The sequence below is a fragment of the Streptomyces thermocarboxydovorans genome, assembly GCF_039524635.1.
GTDB classification, from domain to species: domain Bacteria; phylum Actinomycetota; class Actinomycetes; order Streptomycetales; family Streptomycetaceae; genus Streptomyces; species Streptomyces thermocarboxydovorans.
The window spans coordinates 72638-91066 of sequence record NZ_BAAAGU010000008.1 but is presented as its reverse complement, the minus strand read 5'-3'; the positions used below and the strand labels follow the sequence as shown (position 1 = coordinate 91066).

The following is an 18429-nucleotide window of genomic DNA, read 5'->3' as shown; positions in this document are numbered from 1 at the left end:
GGCCCCTCAGTCCCATTCCAGGCCGCCGCGCCGCCATACGTACGCGTACGCGACGAAGACGGTGAGCACGAAGAGCAGCATCTCCACGAGCCCGAAAATCCCCAGGGCGTCGAAGGTGACGGCCCAGGGGTAGAGGAAGACGATCTCGATGTCGAAGACGATGAAGAGCATCGCCGTCAGGTAGTACTTGATGGGAAAGCGCCCGCCGCCGGCCGGCGTGGGGGTCGGCTCGATGCCGCACTCGTAGGCCTCGAGCTTGGCGCGGTTGTACCGCTTGGGCCCGATCAGCGTGGCCATGACCACGGAGAAGATCGCAAAGCCTGCCCCGAGGGCTCCCAGTACGAGGATGGGCGCATACGCGTTCACCGCTCCTCGCTCCTCTCAGTCGGCACTGACTGCTGGCGGTTGTGCAGCGGGCCCGTCCGCCTCACCAGCCCCACGAACCACGCCCGCCCCGGCGAAGATCGAGAACATGTGAAGCAGGTCACAAGCCCAACTGCTCCGCATCTTATGCCCGTGGGTCTGTGATCTGCGACACGGGGTATTGCACAAGCTTTGTGATCTTCACCACCTGACGAACGATCATGAAGTCGGATGAGCGGTGATCTTCGCACTCGAAGCGTCCAGCCGATCACCAGCGGTGACATTTTAGCTTGTCAGTGCAGGCCAGAGGGCACGTCTCCATATCAAGAGGCTTCCCTTGCATGCAAATTGGAGATGGACTCGATCTCTTGATAAAGGCGGCGTTCACACATGAGAGGGCATTCACGGCGCGATGTGGACGTGTGCACGCGTTCACGAAGTCCGGTCGTCGCGATCCGGCCGCGATCGCTCCGTGATCACGGCGGGGCGACGCAGGCCGCCACGACGGGGCGACGCAGGCGCCGGGTTAATCGTTCCGTGACCTCCGCCACATTCATGAGAGCCGGATGAGAGCCGGGCTTGGCCAACGAACCGTTCCAGTGGTAAGTGGAGCGCAATTCGGGCGTATTGATCAAAGACCGTGATCACAGCCCCGAAGCGGGGCGTCCGCAATGTCCGTTACGACGTCAATAGGCAGTCGCGGGACCGGTGTTTGAAGGTCACTTTGAACAACTGTGGCGCAGACCACGTTTCTTGAAGATATGAAGGAGCCCCTGGTACCGGTTGTTCCCATGTCCCACACCGCTCACATACGCAGCCACCGGAAGCCCCGCCGCACCGCGACCTCCACGATCGCGATGCGGGCCGGAGTTGCCGGTGGCGTCCTCAGCACCCTGGCAGTCGCCGGTGCGTCCAGCTCGGCCAACGCCGCCGAGCCCGTGACGCAGACCATCGAACTGCCCACCCTGACGGCCGACCTGGCCGCTCAGGTCGCCCAGTCCGCCGAGGTCACCCAGCAGGCCGCCGCGGACTACCAGCTGAAGGCCGAGCGTGACGCGGCCGCCGCCAAGGCCGCCAAGGAGGCCAAGGCGGACCTCGCCGAGGCCAAGAAGAAGGCCGAGGCCCGCAAGAAGGCGGCGGAGGAGGCCCGCAAGGCCGCCGCCGAGCGCGCGGCGCGCAACGCCGAGCGCCCCTCCCTCGAGAGCACCACGACCGCCTCCGCGCCGGCCAGCGGCAGCGTCGCGACGGTCATCTCCTTCCTCAAGGCCCAGGTCGGCGACGCCTACGTCATGGGCGCCACCGGCCCCAACGCCTGGGACTGCTCCAGCCTGGTGCAGGCCGCGTTCCGCCAGGTCGGCATCGACCTGCCGCGCGTCTCCCAGGACCAGTCGATGGTGGGCACCGACATCCCGCTGTCCCAGATCCAGGTCGGGGACATCCTCTACTGGGGCGGCAAGGGCTCCGCGTACCACGTGGGTGTCTACATCGGGAACGGCCAGTACCTGGACGCCGCGAACCCCTCCAAGGGCGTCGTCATCCAGGACCTCTCCGGCTACCCGGCCTCGGGTGCGGTGCGGGTGCTCTGACAGCCGGATACGGGTGCTCTGCACCGGATGCCCTGAAACCGGGCATTCTCCGGGCGTTCTCCAACAGGGCACCCCCAAACAGCGCTTCGCGCTCATAACGGACCGAAGGGTCGTCGCCGCTCGGGGGTGACGACCCTTGTCCGTCGCTCCTTGTCCGGTGCTGCTTCTGCGGCAGCCGATCGGAGAGGGCGAGATCACCGTATTGCCCGAATCGTCCCCATCCGCGGGCGGGTTGACGCTCCCGCACGCACACCCACGACCCGCGTGCGCCCCCGCGACAGCCCCTCACGGCGCCTCGGAGGCGCCGAAGGTGCGGGGAAGCCCGGCCACGGAAATCCGGCCGCCCAGAGAGGCGCTCAGACCGTCTCGTCGTGCCCGGGATCCGGCTGCCGGCTTCTCGAGGCGGCTGCCTCCGCCCGGATGAGTAGTCGTCCAGATGAGAAGTTGTCCGGATGGCGGCCGTACATCACGTACCAAACAGGGGGATACAGGACGCTCCTTGGTCTGCGCGGTGGGCTCTACTCCCGGAAGAGCGCGTACCCAGGGAAAGCGGACGGGGAAGAAGCACTGCGCCCCCGCTCACCGGGCTGCCTCTGTCATCACGCTGCAGCGACGAGTTCGCGAGCGCGCTCGTTGAAGTCCGCGACGAGCCGATGCTTGCCGTACGGCTGCATCCGCCGTACGGTCGTCGCGTCCGGCGTGATGTGCGCCTGTCCCCACGTCTGAGCTGCGGCTTTCACGCGACGCGCGAGTTCCTTGCGACTCATGCCTGACCGCGCGAGCCAGCGTTCGAGATCCTCGTTCGGATTCTTCATGGTGAACCCTTACCCCTCGGTCATGGGGTGGTAGCCAAGTGACACCTTCCGCCACCCCTGGTGACGGTACCGCCCTGCACGCTCCCGCGGTTGCCTGTACGACGAACCAAGCATCAAGCAGCGGGAGTTCAGCAATGGCGCACGATGTCGACGTCGATACCGCGCGTGACGCCGACCAGCCTCGGCCGAGGGCGCGGGAGGAACGGGCCGCCGTCATAGGGGCGAGACCGAGAGCGGCGACGGGGCCGCAGGACTGTCTCGCTCTCGCCGCCGTCAATGACCGCTTGCTCATGGGCAAGACGTACGTGCGCCGCGCTTCGCGCGCCCGGGCCCGTGATCGCCTGGGCGGCACTACATGAATGCGACGACTCTCCGCCCCGTGCGCCTGCTCGAAGCCGACGCCGTATTCAGGCCGTCCCGCCGCGACATCGACCCGGAGACGGGCGAGCCCGACGTACACGCCCTGTGGGATCGCCACGAGTGGCACCTCGGTGCCGGCTGGCTGTGGTGCGACCGAGAAGACATCGAGCCCCGCCCGCCCGTCACCCACCCGTGAGGGTGGCGGGCGGACCACAAACGCTGAATCCGCCCGCCGGAGGCTGCGCCCCGGCGGGCGGATTCATGTCCACGGTGGAAAGGAGGCCAAGCCCGAGGGCCACGCGCACACAACCGGCGCGGAACATGCCGGTTGAATCATCATGAACGCGGGACCACCTTGCTCAGGCCGTTGATGATGCGGTCCATCGCGTCGCCGCCCGTCGGGTCGGTGAGGTTGGCGAGGAGCTTGAGGGTGAACCTCATCAGCATCGGGTGGGTCAGGCCGCGCTGCGCGGCGATCTGCATGATCTTCGGGTTGCCGATGAGCTTCACGAAGGCGCGGCCCAGCGTGTAGTAGCCGCCGTAGGTGTCCTTCAGGATGCGCGGGTAGCGCTGGAGGGCGATCTCCCGCTGGGCCGGGGTGGCCCGCGCCTGCGCCTGGACGATGACGTCGGCGGCGATCTGGCCGGACTCCATGGCGTAGGCGATGCCCTCGCCGTTGAACGGGTTCACCAGGCCGCCCGCGTCGCCGACGAGCAGCAGGCCGCGCGTGTAGTGCGGCTGGCGGTTGAAGGCCATGGGGAGGGCCGCGCCGCGGATCGGACCGGTCATGTTCTCGGGGGTGTAGCCCCAGTCCTCCGGCATCGAGGCGCACCAGGCCTTGAGCACCTCGCGCCAGTCGAGCTCCTTGAACGCCTCGGAGGTGTTCAGGACGCCCAGGCCCACGTTGGAGGTGCCGTCGCCCATGCCGAAGATCCAGCCGTAGCCGGGCAGCAGCCGGTCCTGTGGGCCGCGCCGGTCCCACAGCTCCAGCCAGGACTCCAGGTAGTCGTCGTCGTGGCGGGGCGAGGTGAAGTACGTGCGCACCGCGACGCCCATCGGGCGGTCCTCGCGGCGGTGCAGCCCCATCGCCAGGGACAGCCGGGTGGAGTTGCCGTCGGCGGCCACCACCAGCGGGGCGTGGAAGGTGACCTCCCGCTTGTCCTCGCCCAGCTTGGCCCTGACGCCGGTGATGCGCCCGGTGCGGTCGTCGACGACCGGGGCGCTCACATTGCAGCGCTCGTACAGCCGGGCGCCCGCCTTCTGCGCCTGCCGGGCCAGCTGCTCGTCGAAGTCGTCGCGCTTGCGGACCAGACCGTAGTCCGGGAAGGAGGCGAGATCCGGCCAGTCCAGCTGGAGGCGGACCCCGCCGCCGATGATGCGCAGGCCCTTGTTGCGCAGCCAGCCGGCCTCCTCGGAGATGTCGATGCCCATCGCCACGAGCTGCTTCACCGCGCGCGGGGTCAGACCGTCGCCGCAGACCTTCTCCCGCGGGAACTCGGTCTTCTCCAGCAGCAGCACGTCGAGTCCGGCCCGGGCCAGGTGGTAGGCGGTGGTGGAGCCGGCTGGCCCCGCGCCCACGACGATCACATCGGCAGTGTTGTCGGAGAGGGGCTCGGTCACGGCGGGATCTCCCCAAGGTTCGAAATCTGCGTGCCGACCGGCACTGGACATGGGCAGTCTATGCAGCACAATCGATCACCGGCTGAAGGGCTGTCCACGTGAACCGAGCTCTCCCCGCCGTAACGCTGCGCGTCCCGACCGACGAGGACGCCCATCTCTGGCACCGTCTCTTCGACGACCCGGACGTCATGGAGTTCTTCGGCGGCAAGTCCGCGGAACTGTCGGTCTACGAGGAGCTCACCGCCCGCCAGCGGCGGCACGACGCCGAACTCGGCTTCTGTCTGTGGTCCGTGCTCGACGACTCCGGCCGCGTCCTCGGTTTCACCGGCGCCCAGCCCTGGCCGCAGGACTGGGGGCCCACCGGCGAGACAGAGATCGGCTGGCGGCTGGGACGCGAGCACTGGGGCAAGGGCTATGTGACGGCGGCGGCGCAGCAGACGCTGGAGCGGGTGCGGGCGGCCGGCGTGCGGAGCGTGGTGGCGATGGTCGACGCCCGCAACTCCCGCTCGATAGCGGTCACCCGGCGGCTCGGGATGCGCCTGGCCGAGACGTTCACGACCCCGGTCCGCAAGGCCGAGGCCCACTGCTACCGGCTGGATCTCTGAGCGCTCTCTCCGACGCCCTCACTTTGAGTGACGTCGCGTCACGGAATGCCACGCGATGCTTCCTGCGGGGGTGCGGGCGGGTCTACCCTGCCCGTACCGCAGGGGGTGATGTCCGTGCGCATGCCACCCAGAGGATTCCGGAGGCCGGAGGTGCGGGTACCGCGCCTGGTCGGCCTGATGGCCGTGGACGCGCGGGAGTCGGCCCGGGCGCGCGGGCTGTCGCTGACCTCGCCGGACCGGCCGGACCTCCACCTCGCCGTCGTCGACTACGTGGTACGCCAGTACCCGGAGCCCGGTGCCGAGGTGCCGCGGGAGTCGATGATCTACGTGTGGTTCGACCTCGGTGAGGGCGACGGCGGGGGCGGCGTGCGCGAGCCACGGGGGTCGCTGCCGCCGCCCGGCGGGCTCCGGCGGGAGCTGTCCGAGCCGCACACCCCCGGCACGGCCCTGCTCAGCTGTCCTTGACGCTCCAGCCGCCCCTGAGGCTCAGCTGTCCTTGAAGCCCCGGTGCAGGGCGACCACGCCGCCGGTGAGATTGCGCCAGGCCACCCGGGACCAGCCCGCGCCCTTGAGCCGCTCGGCCAGCGCCGGCTGGTCGGGCCAGGCGCGGATGGACTCGGCGAGGTAGACGTACGCGTCCGGGTTGGACGACACCGCGCGGGCCACCGGCGGCAGCGCCCGCATCAGGTACTCGGTGTAGACGGTGCGGAACGGCGCCCAGACCGGCTGCGAGAACTCGCAGATCACGAGGCGCCCGCCGGGCCGGGTCACCCGGTGCATCTCGCGCAGCGCGGCGTCGAAGTCCTGCACATTGCGCAGCCCGAAGGAGATGGTGACGGCGTCGAACACGTCGTCCCGGAACGGCAGCCGCGTCGCGTCACCGGCGGTGTACGGCAGCCAGGAGTGCTGCCGCTTGCCGACGGCGAGCATGCCGAGGGAGAAGTCGCACGGCACCACATAGGCTCCGGTGCGTGCGAAGGGCAGCGACGAGGTGCCGGTGCCGGCCGCCAGGTCCAGGATCTTCTGCGCGGGACGCGCGTCGACCGCCTTCGCGACCTCCTTGCGCCATCTGCGGTCCTGGCCCAGGGACAGCACGTCGTTGGTCAGGTCGTACCGTTCCGCCACGTCGTCGAACATCGAGGCGACTTCGTGCGGCTGCTTGTCCAGGGATGCGCGGGTCACGGGCTCATTCTTGCAGCCCGGCCGTCCGGTACCCCGTCCGGCCGGGCACCACTCGGGAATCGTATGAAGTGCAACCCCGTATGCGAGGTTCGCGTCATCAGGGAAACGTGGTCAGTGAAAGTCATCGGGTCATACGAGGGATCCGAGGAACGGGAGCGAGCTCGATGCGCGGTCCGATGAAATCCGTTGCCGGGATCGGCTGTCTGCTGGTCCTGGCCGCCACCGCGGGCTGTTCGCCGTCGGACGGCGGCAGCGACGCGGCGGCGCCCGCGGAGAAGGGCGCGCCACCACCGGCCGTCACCGGGTACGCCCCCTACGTCAACGCCACGTCCGCCGATCCCAACGACGCGGCGGGCTCTCCTGACGTGTACAACCTGGCGTTCGTGATCTCCTCCGGCAAGGGCTGCACCCCGGCCTGGCACGGTGTGCAGGCGGTCGACGACCCGTCGGTGACCGCGCGCATCGGCAAGCTCACCGCCTCCGGCGCCAAGGTCCGTGTCTCCTTCGGCGGTGCGGACGGCAAGGAGCTGGCGACGACCTGCGGCAGCGCGAAGGAGCTGGCGCAGGCGTACGGGAAGGCGCTGGACGCCGCCGGTGCGCAGCGCGCCGACTTCGACATCGAGGGCGACGAGCTGACCGACCCGGACTCGGTGGCCCTGCGGTCGGAGGCGATCGCGCTGCTGCAGAAGGAGCGGCCCGGCCTGGAGGTGTCCTACACCGTCCCGGTCATGCCGTCGGGGCTCGACAAGGACACCGTGGCACTGCTGGAGTCGGCCAACGACCACGGGGTGAAGGTCGGGACGGTCAACATCATGACCATGAACTACGGCGAGTCCTTCGACGGCGACATGGGGGACTACGCCGTCACCGCGGCGAAGGCGGCGCACCAGCAGCTCCGGGACATCTTCAGGCTGCCGGGCACGAAGGCGTGGCGCGGGATGGCGCTGACCTCGATGATCGGGGTGAACGACGTGAAGGGCGAGACGTTCACCCTCGAGGACGCCGAGCAGGTGCGCGACTTCGCGGAACGGCAGGGGATCGCCTGGGTGTCGATGTGGTCGACGTTCCGGGACCGGCAGTGCGAGGCGTCCGCGGACGACGAGCTGACCGAGTGCAGCGGAGTCGAGCAGGAGGACGGGGCCTTCGGCAGGGCGCTGGCGGGGCGGGCCGCGAAAAACTGATGCTCCCGTTCTTGCACACCTAGCGCCGGCGGTACAGCAGCCGGCCGGCCACGACCGTCGCCACGCACGTTCCGGCCCCGCGTCCGGTGAGCGCGGCCTCGTCGGGGACGTCGAAGACCGCGAACGTCGCCTCGGGTCCGCCGCCGTGCTCCGGCTGCTCGCCCTCCGGCGGCAGAGGGCCGGCGATCGCCTCCGTCAGGTTCCTCCCCCGCAGCGGGTCGAGCACCGCGGGACCGGCGGGCACCGCCGGGCGCGGCAGCACGCCCAGCCCGGCCCGGTGCACGGCGTCCCGTACGGCCGGAGTGGGCAGCTCGCCCGCCACCGCCACGACCCCGTGCGCCAGCAGCCGCTGCACCCCGCGCCGCGCGCTCCCGCCCCGGCGGGCCTCGGTCAGCGCGAGCGCCGCCAGGGCCTTACCGGTGAGCGGCTCCGTGCCGAGTTCGCCGGCCTCGCGCGGGTCCGGGTGGTAGGCGTGCTCCAGCAGTTCGGGGCCGTACGGATTGACCAGCCCCGGCGTGAGCAGGCCCGGCCAGCGGCGGACGCGTGCGGCGGGATGGGCGGCCGTCAGCGCCTTGAGGGGGCCGACCGCCGCCAGCCGCCGGTCGCGCACCAGCACGGCGCCGTCCGGCAGCGCGGGCCGCCGGTCCCCGGGGACGAGCAGGTCGGCCGCGTGAATCGTCAGCACGGCAGCGTCAGTTGGAGGCCAGCAGCTTCAGCTCGGGGTGGGCGGTGCCGCCCTCGATGGCGGTGGACGAGATGTGCGAGACCACGCGGTCGTCGACCGGGTCGTTCGCCGGGTCGTCGTGCACCACCAGGTGCTCGTAGGTCGTGGAGCGCTGCGCCGGGACCCGGTCCGCCTTGCGGATCAGGTCGATGATCTCCAGCCGGTTGGAGCGGTGCTTGGCGCCGGCCGAGGAGACCACGTTCTCCTCCAGCATGATCGAGCCCAGGTCGTCCGCGCCGTAGTGCAGGGAGAGCTGGCCGACCTCCTTGCCGGTGGTCAGCCACGAGCCCTGGATGTGGGCCACGTTGTCGAGGAACAGGCGGGCGATGGCGATCATCCGCAGGTACTCGAAGACGGTGGCCTGGGTGCGGCCCTTCAGGTGGTTGTTCTCGGGCTGGTAGGTGTACGGGATGAAGGCGCGGAAGCCGCCCGTGCGGTCCTGGACGTCCCGGATCATCCGCAGGTGCTCGATCCGTTCGGCGTTGGTCTCGCCGGTGCCCATGAGCATGGTGGAGGTGGACTCGACGCCCAGGTTGTGGGCGATCTCCATGATCTCCAGCCAGCGCTCGCCGGACTCCTTCAGCGGGGCGATGGCCTTGCGCGGACGCTCCGGCAGCAGCTCGGCGCCGGCACCGGCGAAGGAGTCCAGGCCGGCGGCGTGGATGCGCCGGATCGCCTCCTCTACCGGGACGCCGGAGATCCGGGCCATGTGCTCCACCTCGCTCGCCCCCAGGCTGTGGATGACGAGCTGCGGGAACTCCTTCTTGATCGCGGCGAAGTGCTTCTCGTAGTACTCGACGCCGTAGTCCGGGTGGTGGCCGCCCTGGAACATGATCTGCGTGCCGCCCAGCTCGACCGTCTCCGCGCAGCGGCGCAGGATGTCGTCGAGGTCGCGGGTCCAGCCCTTCTCCGTGTCCTTCGGAGCGGCGTAGAAGGCGCAGAACCGGCAGGCCGTGACACACACGTTGGTGTAGTTGATGTTCCGCTCGATGATGTACGTCGCGATGTGCTCCGTACCGGCGAACTTGCGCCTGCGCGCCGCGTCGGCGGCGGCGCCCAGCGCGTGCAGCGGGGCGTGGCGGTAGAGCTCGAGCGCCTCTTCCGGGGTGATCCGTCCACCGGCGGCTGCACGGTCGAGGATGGGCTGAAGGTCGGCCTTCTCGGTCACCGGGCGTCCCTTTCGTGGTGGTGGGAGACGGGTGGGCGGACTTGCCCAGCGTACGCCAGGGGGTCCGAGGGGCCGACGTCAGGCCGTGTCCGCGTCCGGCGCCGGGCCGCGCACGCGCCCTCGGTCAGGCGGTGTACGCGCCGACCAGGAGCCCCGCGAAGGCGCCGGTGATCAGGAACGGGCCGAACGGGATGGCCGTCTTGCGCCCCGCCCGCCGGGCGACCACCAGGGCGCCGCCGTAGAGCGCCCCCGACAGGAACCCGGCGAGGGTGCCCAGCATCAGGGTGGGCCAGCCGTACCAGCCGAGCACGGCGCCCGCGCCGAGGGCCAGCTTCACATCGCCGAAGCCCATGCCGGCCGGGTTGATGAGGAACAGCACGAAGTAGCCGCCGCCGAGGGCGAGGGCGCCCAGCAGTGCGGTGGTCCACTCCCCCGCGTGCTCGGGGACCAGGGAGACCAGGCCGAGCAGGAGCAGCGCGGCGGCGGCGAAGGGCAGGGTGAGCGGGTCGGGCAGCCGCTGCACCCGGAAGTCGACGATCGCCAGCAGCACGCCGACGGGCGCGAGCAGCAGCCAGACGGCCAGCTCGGGGCGGGTCCCGGTGGCCGCGGCGAGGGCGGCGCAGACCAGGGCGGTGGCGAGCAGCGCGGGGGCGGTGGAACCGTAGGCCCCGGCCGTCCTCGTTCCCGTCGCCTGCCCCGTGCCCGTCGCCGTTCCTGCCCCCGTTGCCGTTCTCGTCCGCCCTGTGGCCGGTCCGGTTTCTGTGCAGTGGGCGCAGTGGGCCCGGCCGAGCCATCCCCGTACCGGATGTCCCGCCGGGCAGGCCGCCAGCCACTCCTCCCCCTGCGGGGCGGAGAAGCGGTACGCCGCCCGCGGCAGCAGCGCTCCGGCCGCCGCGCCCCACAGCACGGCGACGGTCGCCAGCAGACCGGTGCTCATGTCACCCCCACCGCCGCGGTCTCATGGGCTGCTCCGGGTCCCCGGGAGCCACCGGGATCCTATTGACTCGCGGGCCGCAGCCGAAGGGCCCGGCCGCACCCGCCTCGGAGAACCTCGCTCCGGCACGGAGGAGAACCTCGCTCGGGCACGGAGGAGAACCTTCCTCCGGCACGGAGGAGAACCACGCTCCGGCACGGAGAAGCGGGGCGGGAGTCGAACTCCCGCCCCGCTGCTGCCTGTCGGCGCCGCCGCTCAGTACAGCGTCGCGCTCAGGTGGCCGTCGGCGGAGACACCCTGGAGGGAGGCGGTCACGCCACCGCCCGCGGTGATACCGAGGGGGCCCGCCTCGACGTGGGCGCCCAGGGCACCCGGCTCGGCGTGGACGCCGACGGCGAGGCCGGCGCTGACGCCCGCCTGACCGCCGGAGACGGAGTCCAGGTCGGCGTCGGTGAGTTCGGCGGTTTCGACCTGGGGAGCGAGGTTCATGGCGCTTGTGTCCCTTCGTGCGTGCACTGGGCGAGAGCGAGATTCGGAGCCCCGATGAAAACACGCCCCTCAGGGGGCGACCAGCCGCTCAGGAGCCTGCGGGCACGGCTGTCACCTGCATCGTTCACGGCTGTGGGATCGCGGTCACCGATCGGCGCCACATCTTCACGCGATGCCCCGCCCCAGGGGGTTGCCGGTCCCCGGCGGCGTTCTCTCGGGCCTCCTTGCCCACGGCCCGAGTTGAACCCGGGGTTGCCTTCGCCTGAACCCGGAGCGTCCACGCGTGAACACTGTGCAGATCCGTGAAATGTTCCACGAGGGTCGGCACAAACCGGGCCAGGTCCGCCCCGGCCGGACCTGCTGCCGGCACTCCCCCTGCCGGACAGTCCGGACACTTCCGCTCGCTGCCCGCGGAGGACCCGGACCCGGCGCAGCCCGTACCGACCGGGGCCTCCGCCACCAGCTGACCGGCGACCACCGAAAGACGTCAGGGACTGGAACGCACCATGGGAAGCTCCGCCAGCCTCGCCACCCTCGCCGTCCTCATCCGGTACTTCCTCCGCCGCCCTCACCACTCGCGTGACATGAGCCCTACTTGATCCTCGACAAGCGCCCCTTGGGCCGGCCCGAGCCCTCGCTGTCGGACTCGTAGACCAGGTCGTCGCCGGTCGGGGTGAGGCGGACCGTGTGCAGGGCCTGTTCGCAGACGCTGCGGTTGTTCTTCGCTCCCACGGCGTCGGCGATGATCTGCTTCTTGGTGATCTGCTTCAGGGTGAGGACGTCGTCGCAGGTGCCGCCGAAGAAGTCGGTGTGGCGGACGGTGCCCAGCTTCTCGCCCACCGCCGCCTTCCTGACCGTCACCCGGAAGGTCCCCAGCGGGATGGAGATGCTGTCGCGGGCGTTGGCCTGGCCCTCCCAGGTGCCGACGTAGGCCGCGGGAACCGTGGGGGCCGGTGGCTTGGATGCAGCCGCGTCGCCGCCCGAACCGGCGTCGCCGTCTGCGGACTTGCCCGGCAGCAGGTCGAACACGAAGACCGAGCCGACGGTCACCGCGGCCAGCGCGCCCGCCACGGCGAGGGCCACCGTGCAGCTCACCCGCCTGCCCCGCCCGCCCTGAACTCCGGGCTCCGGCACGGAGGTTGCCGTCACGGAGAGGGAGAGCCCACCCGGAGACCTCCCGGTGGCCGCGGAGGACGAACCGGGCGGCGTTCCCGGTGCCGGGGGCCTGCCGGACGCCGCCGGCTCGGTGGGCGGATGCGGCTCCCGCGGCTGCGGCACCGGCGGCTGCGCGGGCGGCGGCCCGGCGGCCGGCATCACCGGTGCGGGACCGAAACTCGCGGGACCGGAGGTGAGCCCGGATCCGGCCCCGGCCCCGGACGCGGGCCCGGCCGCAGCGGCACCCGCCCCTCCGGCCACACCCTGAGCGCCCGGCGCGAGCGCGGCACCCCGCCCGCTCGACGCGGCTGCTGCACCCCCAGAGGCAGCCGGAGCATCCGGACCGCCCGGTGCGGCCTCCGCGTCCCCCGGGACCGCCGGGTTGGTGAAGGCCACCGGTCCCGACGCGGGGTCGGCCGGTGCCTCCCCCGCCTCCAGGTTGAGCAGCCGCACCGCCGCCCGGCTCACCTCCTCCACCAGCGGGCCCGGCAGCCAGCCGCCCGTGACCAGGCGGGCCGCACCCTCGGGTGCGAGGCGGCGGGCCACCTCGGCCGGGGCCGGACGGGCGGCGGGGTCCTTGTCGAGGCAGGCCTCGGCCAGTTCACGCAACTCGCCGCCCAGGTCGCCCAGTTCCGGCGGCTCGTGGACGACCTTGTAGAGCAGCGCCGCCGAGGAGTCCCCGGGGAAGGGCGACGCGCCCGTCGCCGCGTAGGTCAGCACCGCGCCCAGGGAGAAGACGTCGGCCGCGCCGGTGACGCCCTTGCCGAGGATCTGCTCGGGGGACATGTAGCCGGGCGATCCGATGGAGACGCCGGACGAGGTCAGGGAGGCCGTGGCGTCCAGGGCGCGGGCGATGCCGAAGTCGATGAGCAGGGGGCCGTCGAGGGTGAGCAGGACGTTGGACGGCTTCACGTCCCGGTGCACCAGGCCCAGCCCGTGCACCGCCGTGAGCGCCTCGGCCAGGCCCGCGCCCAGCGCCCGTACCGTCGCCCCCGGCAGCCGGCCGTGCTCCTGGACCGCCGCCGCGAGGGACGGGCCGGCGGCGTAGGCGGTGGCCACCCAGGGGATCCGGGCCTCGGGGTCGGCGTCCAGGACGGGGGCGGTCCAGGCCCCGCCCACCCGGCGGGCGGCCTCGACCTCGCGCCGGAAGCGGGCCCGGAACTCGTCGTCCAGCGCGAAGTGCGGGTGCACGACCTTCACCGCCACCGTGCGGCCGCCCGCGCTGCGCCCCAGGTAGACCCGGCCCATGCCGCCCGAGCCGAGCCGGCCGAGCAGCCGGTAGGACCCCACGACCGTGGGTTCGTCCGCTTCGAGCGGCCGCATGCGCGTTCCACCCCTCCCCCGTAGTGCCGGAAACTTCCAGCAGGGTAGTGGGCCGCTCCTGAAGCCTCACTCGTTCCTGCTCACCGCCGGCCGCCGTCTCACGTCTGCAGCAGATCCACCTTCACGTCCGCCGCGAAGCCCGTCGTCGGGCCGACCCGCCGGGCGAACTCCGCGACCGCCTCCAGCTGCGGCGGGCCGAAGCTGAAGTCGAGGGTGGTGAAGTACTGGGCCAGGGTCCGCTCGTCGAAGGCCTCCCAGCGGGCCGCCTGCTCGGCGACCTTGTCGACCTCCTCCAGGGAGAGGTTGCGGGAGGCGAGGAACGCCTCGTGCACCTTGCGGGTGATGACCGGTTCGCGCTCCAGGTAGTCCCGGCGCGCCGCCCACACCGCGAAGACGAACGGCAGGCCCGTCCACTCCTTCCACAGCGCGCCCAGGTCGTGCACATCGAGCCCGTAGCGGGGCCCGTCGAGCATGTTGGCGCGCAGCGCCGCGTCGCCGATGAGGACGGCCGCCTCGGCCTCCCGCATCATCAGGCTCAGGTCGGGCGGGCAGGTGTAGTAGTCGGGCTGTACGCCGTACCGCTCGGCGAGCAGCAGCTGGGCGAGGCGTACGGAGGTGCGCGAGGTCGACCCGAGGGCGACCCGGGCTCCGTCCAGCCGTTCCAGCGGGACCTGCGAGACGATCACGCAGCTCATCACCGGCCCGTCGCAGCCGACGGCGATGTCGGGGAAGGCGACCAGGTCGTCCGCGTGCTTGAGGAACTCGACCAGGGTGATCGGCCCGATGTCGAGGTCGCCCTGCACCAGCTGCTCGCTGAGCTTCTCCGGGGTGTCCTTCGTCAGCTCGAAGTCGAGCAGCGTGCCCGTTCTCGCAAGCCCCCAGTACAGGGGCAGGCAGTTCAGGAACTGGATGTGGCCGACGCGCGGCCGGGTGCGAGGATTGTCCACATCGTGAGGCTAGCCCTCGGCCCTCACGGCGCGGCCCCCGGCCCCGCCCGTTGTGGACGCCTTGTGCCACGGGCCCCGGTACGGCACCCGGGGGAAACGTTCAAACATTCGGGTGACGTGATCTTGCCCTCTCTTGCGTTCGGGCCCCCGCGTGCTACGCTCATCGGCAAGTTGCAGTTTGGTTTCCCTTGCAGTACAGAGCCTGCGGAGCATGTGACCGCGGGCTCTCGTCGTTCTCAGACATATGCAGTTGTGCGGAATTCGCGTCTTCACACTTGCTGGTTCTGGAGCAGGGCAACCCTTTGGGCCCAAGGAGGGCTTATGGCTACCGGAACCGTGAAGTGGTTCAACGCCGAAAAGGGCTTCGGATTCATCGCCCAGGAGGGCGGCGGCCCCGACGTCTTCGTCCACTACTCCGCGATCAACGCGACCGGCTTCCGGTCCCTCGAGGAGAACCAGCAGGTGTCGTTCGACGTCACGCAGGGCCCGAAGGGCCCGCAGGCGGAGAACGTCACGCCGGTCTGATCTTCGGATTCCTCTGATCGGGAACGACTAGCAGTACCCAAGGAGCCCCGCGCCGTCAGGCGACGGGGCTCCTGCCTTTTCGACGGCAGCCGGCTTCCCTGCCCTCCCGGTCGCCCCGGTGCGCGCCACTCTTTCGGCCGGCTCCTCCCCGTCGGCCCCCCGTCGGCCCCCCTTCGGCCGCACGCTCTCCGCACACGGGCGCCAGGCAGCCCGCCCCCCGCCGACCGTCACTCCTCCGGCCGTTTCCCGCGTGAATTCCGGGTGAATTTCTCCCCGGCGCGGCTCCTGCGCGCAGCCATGATCCCGGACTCGTACGTGCCTCGGAATCAAGCCACTTCCGTGCCGCGCGATCCCGGCCTCACACGTGCTGCATGATCAGAACGCATCTCGTGCCGGGCTCCAGCGCCTCGTACGTGTGCGGTACGTCCCCGCGGCACGCCATGTAGTCCCCCGGCCCGAGCTCGACGCTCTCCCCCGCCGGACCCGCCTTGACCCTCCCGGCGCCCACCACCAGGTGCTCCACCGTCCCCGGAAGGTGCGGGTCGGAGTCGCGCACCGTGCCCGGCTCCAGGGTGACGGCGTAGATGTCGCGGCGGGCCCCCGGCGGGCTCGCCGACAGCAGGGTGGCCAGATAGCTCGACTGCTCGGAGTGGACGGTCGGTCCCTCACCGGCCCGGATGACCTGGACGGCGGACACCGGCGGCTCCACCAGCGCGGCGAACGGCACGCCGAGTGCCACCGCCAGCGCCCAGATGGGGCGCCACGACCGTACGGCACTTCATGTCGGAGGCGGTGGTCGCCTTCCGGCAGCGTCACCCCGACGTCAGCCTGGAGTTCCGTACCGAGAGTTCCAGCCGGGGCTGCTTCGACGCCCTGGCCGACAGCGGACTGGACCTGGCCTGGATCACCCTGGGCGGGCCCGTGCGCGGCATCGAGCAGCGCCCGGTGATGGATCTGCCGTGGGTGCTCGCGCTGCGCGTGGACGACCCGCTGGCCTCCCGCCGGTACGTCGAACCGGAGGAGCTGCGCGGGCTGCGTCTGATCCGGCTGCCGCCCAACTCCACCTCGGCGGCTCATCTGGACGCCGCCTGCGCCGAGGTGGGGGTGCGGTTCTCCTTCGACACCAGCGTCGCCGACTGGGACACCGCGCTGCTGCTGGCCGGACTGGGGCTGGGCCGTGCCGTGGTGCCCGCGCTGCCGGGGCACTCCATACCGGGCGACGAGGGCCCGCTGCGCCTCGTCCCGATCCGCGCCCTGCGCCCCCTTTCGGTGGGCTGGGCGGTCCGTCAGTGGGACGCGCTCAGTCCGCTCGCCCGCGCCTTCGCCGACACGGTGGTCGACAGCTGCCGGCGCAACGCCCCCGCACCCGCCGCCTGATCAGCCCCAGCCGCCGCCCGAGCCCACCCGGCTTTCTGTGCCCACCCCGGCAACGGGCTGCCCCCTCAGGCCCCCGCCCTTCCCTCGTACAGCGCCTCCACCTCCGCCGCGAAGTCCTTCAGGATCACGTCCCTGCGCAGCTTCATCGACGGGGTCAGATGCCCCGCCTCCTCTGTGAAGTCCACCGGCAGGATCATGAAGCGGCGAATCGACTCCGGGCGGGAGAGCGTCTTGTTCGCCTCGTCCAGGGCACGCTGGATCACGCCCTGCAACTCCTCGTCGTCGACCAGGAGTTCCGGCGGCACCGGGTGCTTGCCGTTCATGCGGCGCCAGTGGGTGATGCCGTCGGGGTCGAGGGTGATCAGCGCCACCACATAGGGGCGGCCGTCACCGACGAGCATGCACTGCGAGATCAGGGGGTGGGAGCGCAGCCAGTTCTCCAGCGGGGCCGGTGCGACGCTCTTGCCGCCCGCCGTGATCAGGATCTCCTTCTTGCGGCCGGTGATGGTCAGGTACCCCTCGTCGTCCAGCTCGCCGAGGTCGCCGGTGGCGAACCAGCCGTCGCGGGCGGCCGGGACGACTCCGCCGGCCCGGGCGTCCCAGTAGCCGCGCAGCACATGGTCGCCGGAGATCAGGATCTCCCCGTCGGCGGCGATGCGGACCCGGGTGCCGGGCATCGGCCAGCCGACCGTGCCGAGCCGGGGTTTGAGCGGGGGTGTGACGGTGGTCGCGCCGGTGGTCTCGGTCAGGCCGTAGCCCTCGAAGATCTCGATGCCGGCGCCGGCGAAGAACGCGGCGAGCCGGCGGCCCAGCGGGGAGCCGCCGCAGATGGCGTAACGGACCCTGCCGCCCATGGCGTTGCGGATGCGGCGGTAGACGAGCGGGTCGTACATCGCCCGGGCGGCCTTCAGGGAGCGGCCGGGGCCGGGCCCGGTGCCGGTCTGTCTCGCCTCGAGTGCCTCGCCGTAGCGGATGGCGACCGCTGCCGCGCGGTCGAAGGTGGACGCCCGTCCGCCCGACTCCGCCTTGGCGCGGGCGCTGTTGTAGACCTTCTCCAGCATGTAGGGGATGGTCAGCAGGCAGGTGGGCCGGAAGCTCGCCAGGTCGGGCAGCAGGTCCTCGGGCCTGAGGCTGGGCGCGTGCCCGAGCCGCACCCGGGCGCGCACGCAGGCGACGGCGACCATCCGCCCGAAGACGTGCGACATCGGCAGGAAGAGGAGCACGGAGGCCTTCTCACTCGTCTGCGCCTTGAAGACCGGGTAGAGCAGCTCGATGGCGTTGTCGATCCCGGCGAAGAAGTTGCCGTGGGTGAGGGCGCAGCCCTTGGGGCGTCCGGTGGTGCCGGAGGTGTAGACGAGGGTGGCGATGGTGTCCGGCACGAGCATGCCCCGGCGGACCTCCACCTCCGAGTCGGGCACGTGCGCTCCCGACTCGGCCAGCAGCTCGACGTGGTCCTTCTCCACCACCCACACATGCCGCAGGTCGGGCAGCCGCCCCAGTTCGGGGCCGAGGGCGGCGGCCTGCCCGGCGGTCTCCGTGATCAGGGCGACCGCTCCGGAGTCGTGCAGGATCCAGCAGGCCTGGTAGACGGAGGAGGTCGGGTAGATGGGGACGGTGACCAGCCCGGCCGCCCAGGCGGCGAAGTCGATCAGGGTCCACTCGTAGATGGTGCGGGCCATCACGGCGATCCGGTCGCCCGGCATCAGCCCCTCGGCGATGAGCCCCTTGGCGACCGTCTGCACCTGCCCGGCGAACTCCGCGGCCGTCACATCGGCCCAGCGGCCGTCCACCGTCTTGCGGCTGAGCACCACGGACTGCGGGACGGCGTGGGCGTTGTCGAAGGGCAGGTCGGCGAGCGAGCCGTGCCGTACCGGCCGGACGAGCGGCGGGACGGCGGCTTCCCGCACGATGCCGTCCAGCCTCCGGAGCTCGGGCTCGACCAGCACGGGGGCGCCGTACTCGTCGCCGGTGGCGGAGGAATACGCAGTGGACACGGGCGGCTCCTGGGACGTGCAGCGGTGTGCCGGCTCTCAGTCAGGTACGGGTCGCGCAGCCGGCGGCACTCAGGGGCGGCA

17 protein-coding genes and 2 pseudogenes are annotated in these 18429 nt (G+C 71.3%); 7 read left to right on the top strand and 12 right to left on the bottom strand.

Annotation, left to right across the window (positions count from 1 at the left end; translation table 11 throughout):
• Positions 1–6 precede the first annotated feature (6 nt).
• A complete protein-coding gene (locus ABD198_RS05520) occupies positions 7–366 on the bottom strand; it encodes an NADH-quinone oxidoreductase subunit A (protein ID WP_003992243.1) in 360 nt (119 codons plus the stop codon).
• A gap of 758 nt (positions 367–1124) precedes the next feature.
• Here ABD198_RS05520 and ABD198_RS05515 point away from each other — a divergent pair.
• Entirely contained in the window at positions 1125–1949 is an 825-nt protein-coding gene (locus ABD198_RS05515; RefSeq protein ID WP_343998218.1) for a C40 family peptidase, read from the top strand.
• Positions 1950–2548: 599 nt separating this feature from the next.
• Here the strand turns inward: ABD198_RS05515 and ABD198_RS05510 are convergent.
• Positions 2549–2764: a hypothetical protein gene (locus tag ABD198_RS05510; protein ID WP_343998217.1), complete on the bottom strand. Its 216-nt coding sequence runs from the start codon at positions 2762–2764 to the stop codon at positions 2549–2551.
• A 379-nt stretch (positions 2765–3143) separates the two neighbouring features.
• On the opposite strand from ABD198_RS05510, the gene ABD198_RS05505 reads away from it, so the two are divergent.
• On the top strand, positions 3144–3320 hold the full coding sequence (locus tag ABD198_RS05505; RefSeq protein WP_343998216.1) for a hypothetical protein: 177 nt from the start codon (positions 3144–3146) through the stop codon (positions 3318–3320).
• 140 nt (positions 3321–3460) lie between these two features.
• On the opposite strand, the gene ABD198_RS05500 is transcribed toward ABD198_RS05505, so the two are convergent.
• On the bottom strand, positions 3461–4795 hold the full coding sequence (locus tag ABD198_RS05500; protein ID WP_343998215.1) for a geranylgeranyl reductase family protein: 1335 nt from the start codon (positions 4793–4795) through the stop codon (positions 3461–3463).
• Between the two features lie 47 nt (positions 4796–4842).
• Here ABD198_RS05500 and ABD198_RS05495 point away from each other — a divergent pair, with 47 nt between their 5' ends.
• Complete coding sequence (locus tag ABD198_RS05495) at positions 4843–5349, top strand: GNAT family N-acetyltransferase (protein WP_343998214.1); 507 nt, start codon at positions 4843–4845, stop codon at positions 5347–5349.
• 120 nt (positions 5350–5469) lie between these two features.
• On the top strand, positions 5470–5814 hold the full coding sequence (locus tag ABD198_RS05490) for a PASTA domain-containing protein (protein WP_343998213.1): 345 nt from the start codon (positions 5470–5472) through the stop codon (positions 5812–5814).
• 21 nt (positions 5815–5835) lie between these two features.
• Here ABD198_RS05490 and ABD198_RS05485 read toward each other — a convergent pair whose 3' ends face one another.
• Positions 5836–6531: a demethylmenaquinone methyltransferase gene (locus tag ABD198_RS05485; RefSeq protein WP_343998212.1), complete on the bottom strand. Its 696-nt coding sequence runs from the start codon at positions 6529–6531 to the stop codon at positions 5836–5838.
• Between the two features lie 164 nt (positions 6532–6695).
• Between ABD198_RS05485 and ABD198_RS05480 the strand changes: the two genes are divergently transcribed.
• Positions 6696–7712, top strand: a complete 1017-nt coding sequence (locus ABD198_RS05480) for a chitinase (protein WP_343998211.1) — start codon at positions 6696–6698, stop codon at positions 7710–7712.
• A gap of 19 nt (positions 7713–7731) precedes the next feature.
• On the opposite strand, the gene ABD198_RS05475 is transcribed toward ABD198_RS05480, so the two are convergent.
• The 6 genes from ABD198_RS05475 to ABD198_RS05450 all read right to left on the bottom strand — a co-directional run bounded on the left by ABD198_RS05475 (position 7732) and on the right by ABD198_RS05450 (position 14452).
• Positions 7732–8397 (bottom strand): imidazolonepropionase-like domain-containing protein, encoded by a 666-nt coding sequence (locus ABD198_RS05475; RefSeq protein ID WP_343998210.1) that lies wholly within the window; start codon positions 8395–8397, stop codon positions 7732–7734.
• Positions 8398–8404: 7 nt separating this feature from the next.
• Complete coding sequence (gene mqnC, locus ABD198_RS05470) at positions 8405–9604, bottom strand: cyclic dehypoxanthinyl futalosine synthase (protein WP_343998209.1); 1200 nt, start codon at positions 9602–9604, stop codon at positions 8405–8407.
• A 124-nt stretch (positions 9605–9728) separates the two neighbouring features.
• The gene (locus ABD198_RS05465) at positions 9729–10541 is read right to left on the bottom strand and encodes a prepilin peptidase (RefSeq protein WP_343998208.1); all 813 of its coding nucleotides are present in this window, start codon (positions 10539–10541) and stop codon (positions 9729–9731) included.
• 252 nt (positions 10542–10793) lie between these two features.
• Complete coding sequence (locus ABD198_RS05460; protein WP_343998207.1) at positions 10794–11027, bottom strand: hypothetical protein; 234 nt, start codon at positions 11025–11027, stop codon at positions 10794–10796.
• 591 nt (positions 11028–11618) lie between these two features.
• Positions 11619–13505 carry a serine/threonine-protein kinase gene (locus tag ABD198_RS05455; protein ID WP_343998206.1) on the bottom strand — a complete coding sequence of 629 codons (1887 nt, stop codon included), beginning with the start codon at positions 13503–13505 and terminating at the stop codon, positions 11619–11621.
• Positions 13506–13603: 98 nt separating this feature from the next.
• Complete coding sequence (locus ABD198_RS05450; protein ID WP_343998205.1) at positions 13604–14452, bottom strand: menaquinone biosynthetic enzyme MqnA/MqnD family protein; 849 nt, start codon at positions 14450–14452, stop codon at positions 13604–13606.
• A gap of 321 nt (positions 14453–14773) precedes the next feature.
• Between ABD198_RS05450 and ABD198_RS05445 the strand changes: the two genes are divergently transcribed.
• A complete protein-coding gene (locus ABD198_RS05445) occupies positions 14774–14977 on the top strand; it encodes a cold-shock protein (RefSeq protein ID WP_004984723.1) in 204 nt (67 codons plus the stop codon).
• 358 nt (positions 14978–15335) lie between these two features.
• On the opposite strand, the pseudogene ABD198_RS05440 reads toward ABD198_RS05445, so the two are convergent.
• Positions 15336–15743, bottom strand: a pseudogene (locus tag ABD198_RS05440) (cupin domain-containing protein); the annotation flags it as partial.
• Here ABD198_RS05440 and ABD198_RS05435 point away from each other — a divergent pair.
• Positions 15734–16354 (top strand): annotated as a pseudogene (locus ABD198_RS05435) (LysR family transcriptional regulator substrate-binding protein); the annotation flags it as partial. The pseudogenes ABD198_RS05440 and ABD198_RS05435 overlap by 10 nt on opposite strands.
• 65 nt (positions 16355–16419) lie before the next feature.
• On the opposite strand, the gene ABD198_RS05430 reads toward ABD198_RS05435, so the two are convergent.
• Positions 16420–18348, bottom strand: coding sequence for an AMP-dependent synthetase/ligase (locus ABD198_RS05430; protein ID WP_343998204.1), 1929 nt, complete (start codon positions 18346–18348; stop codon positions 16420–16422).
• Positions 18349–18429 lie beyond the last annotated feature (81 nt).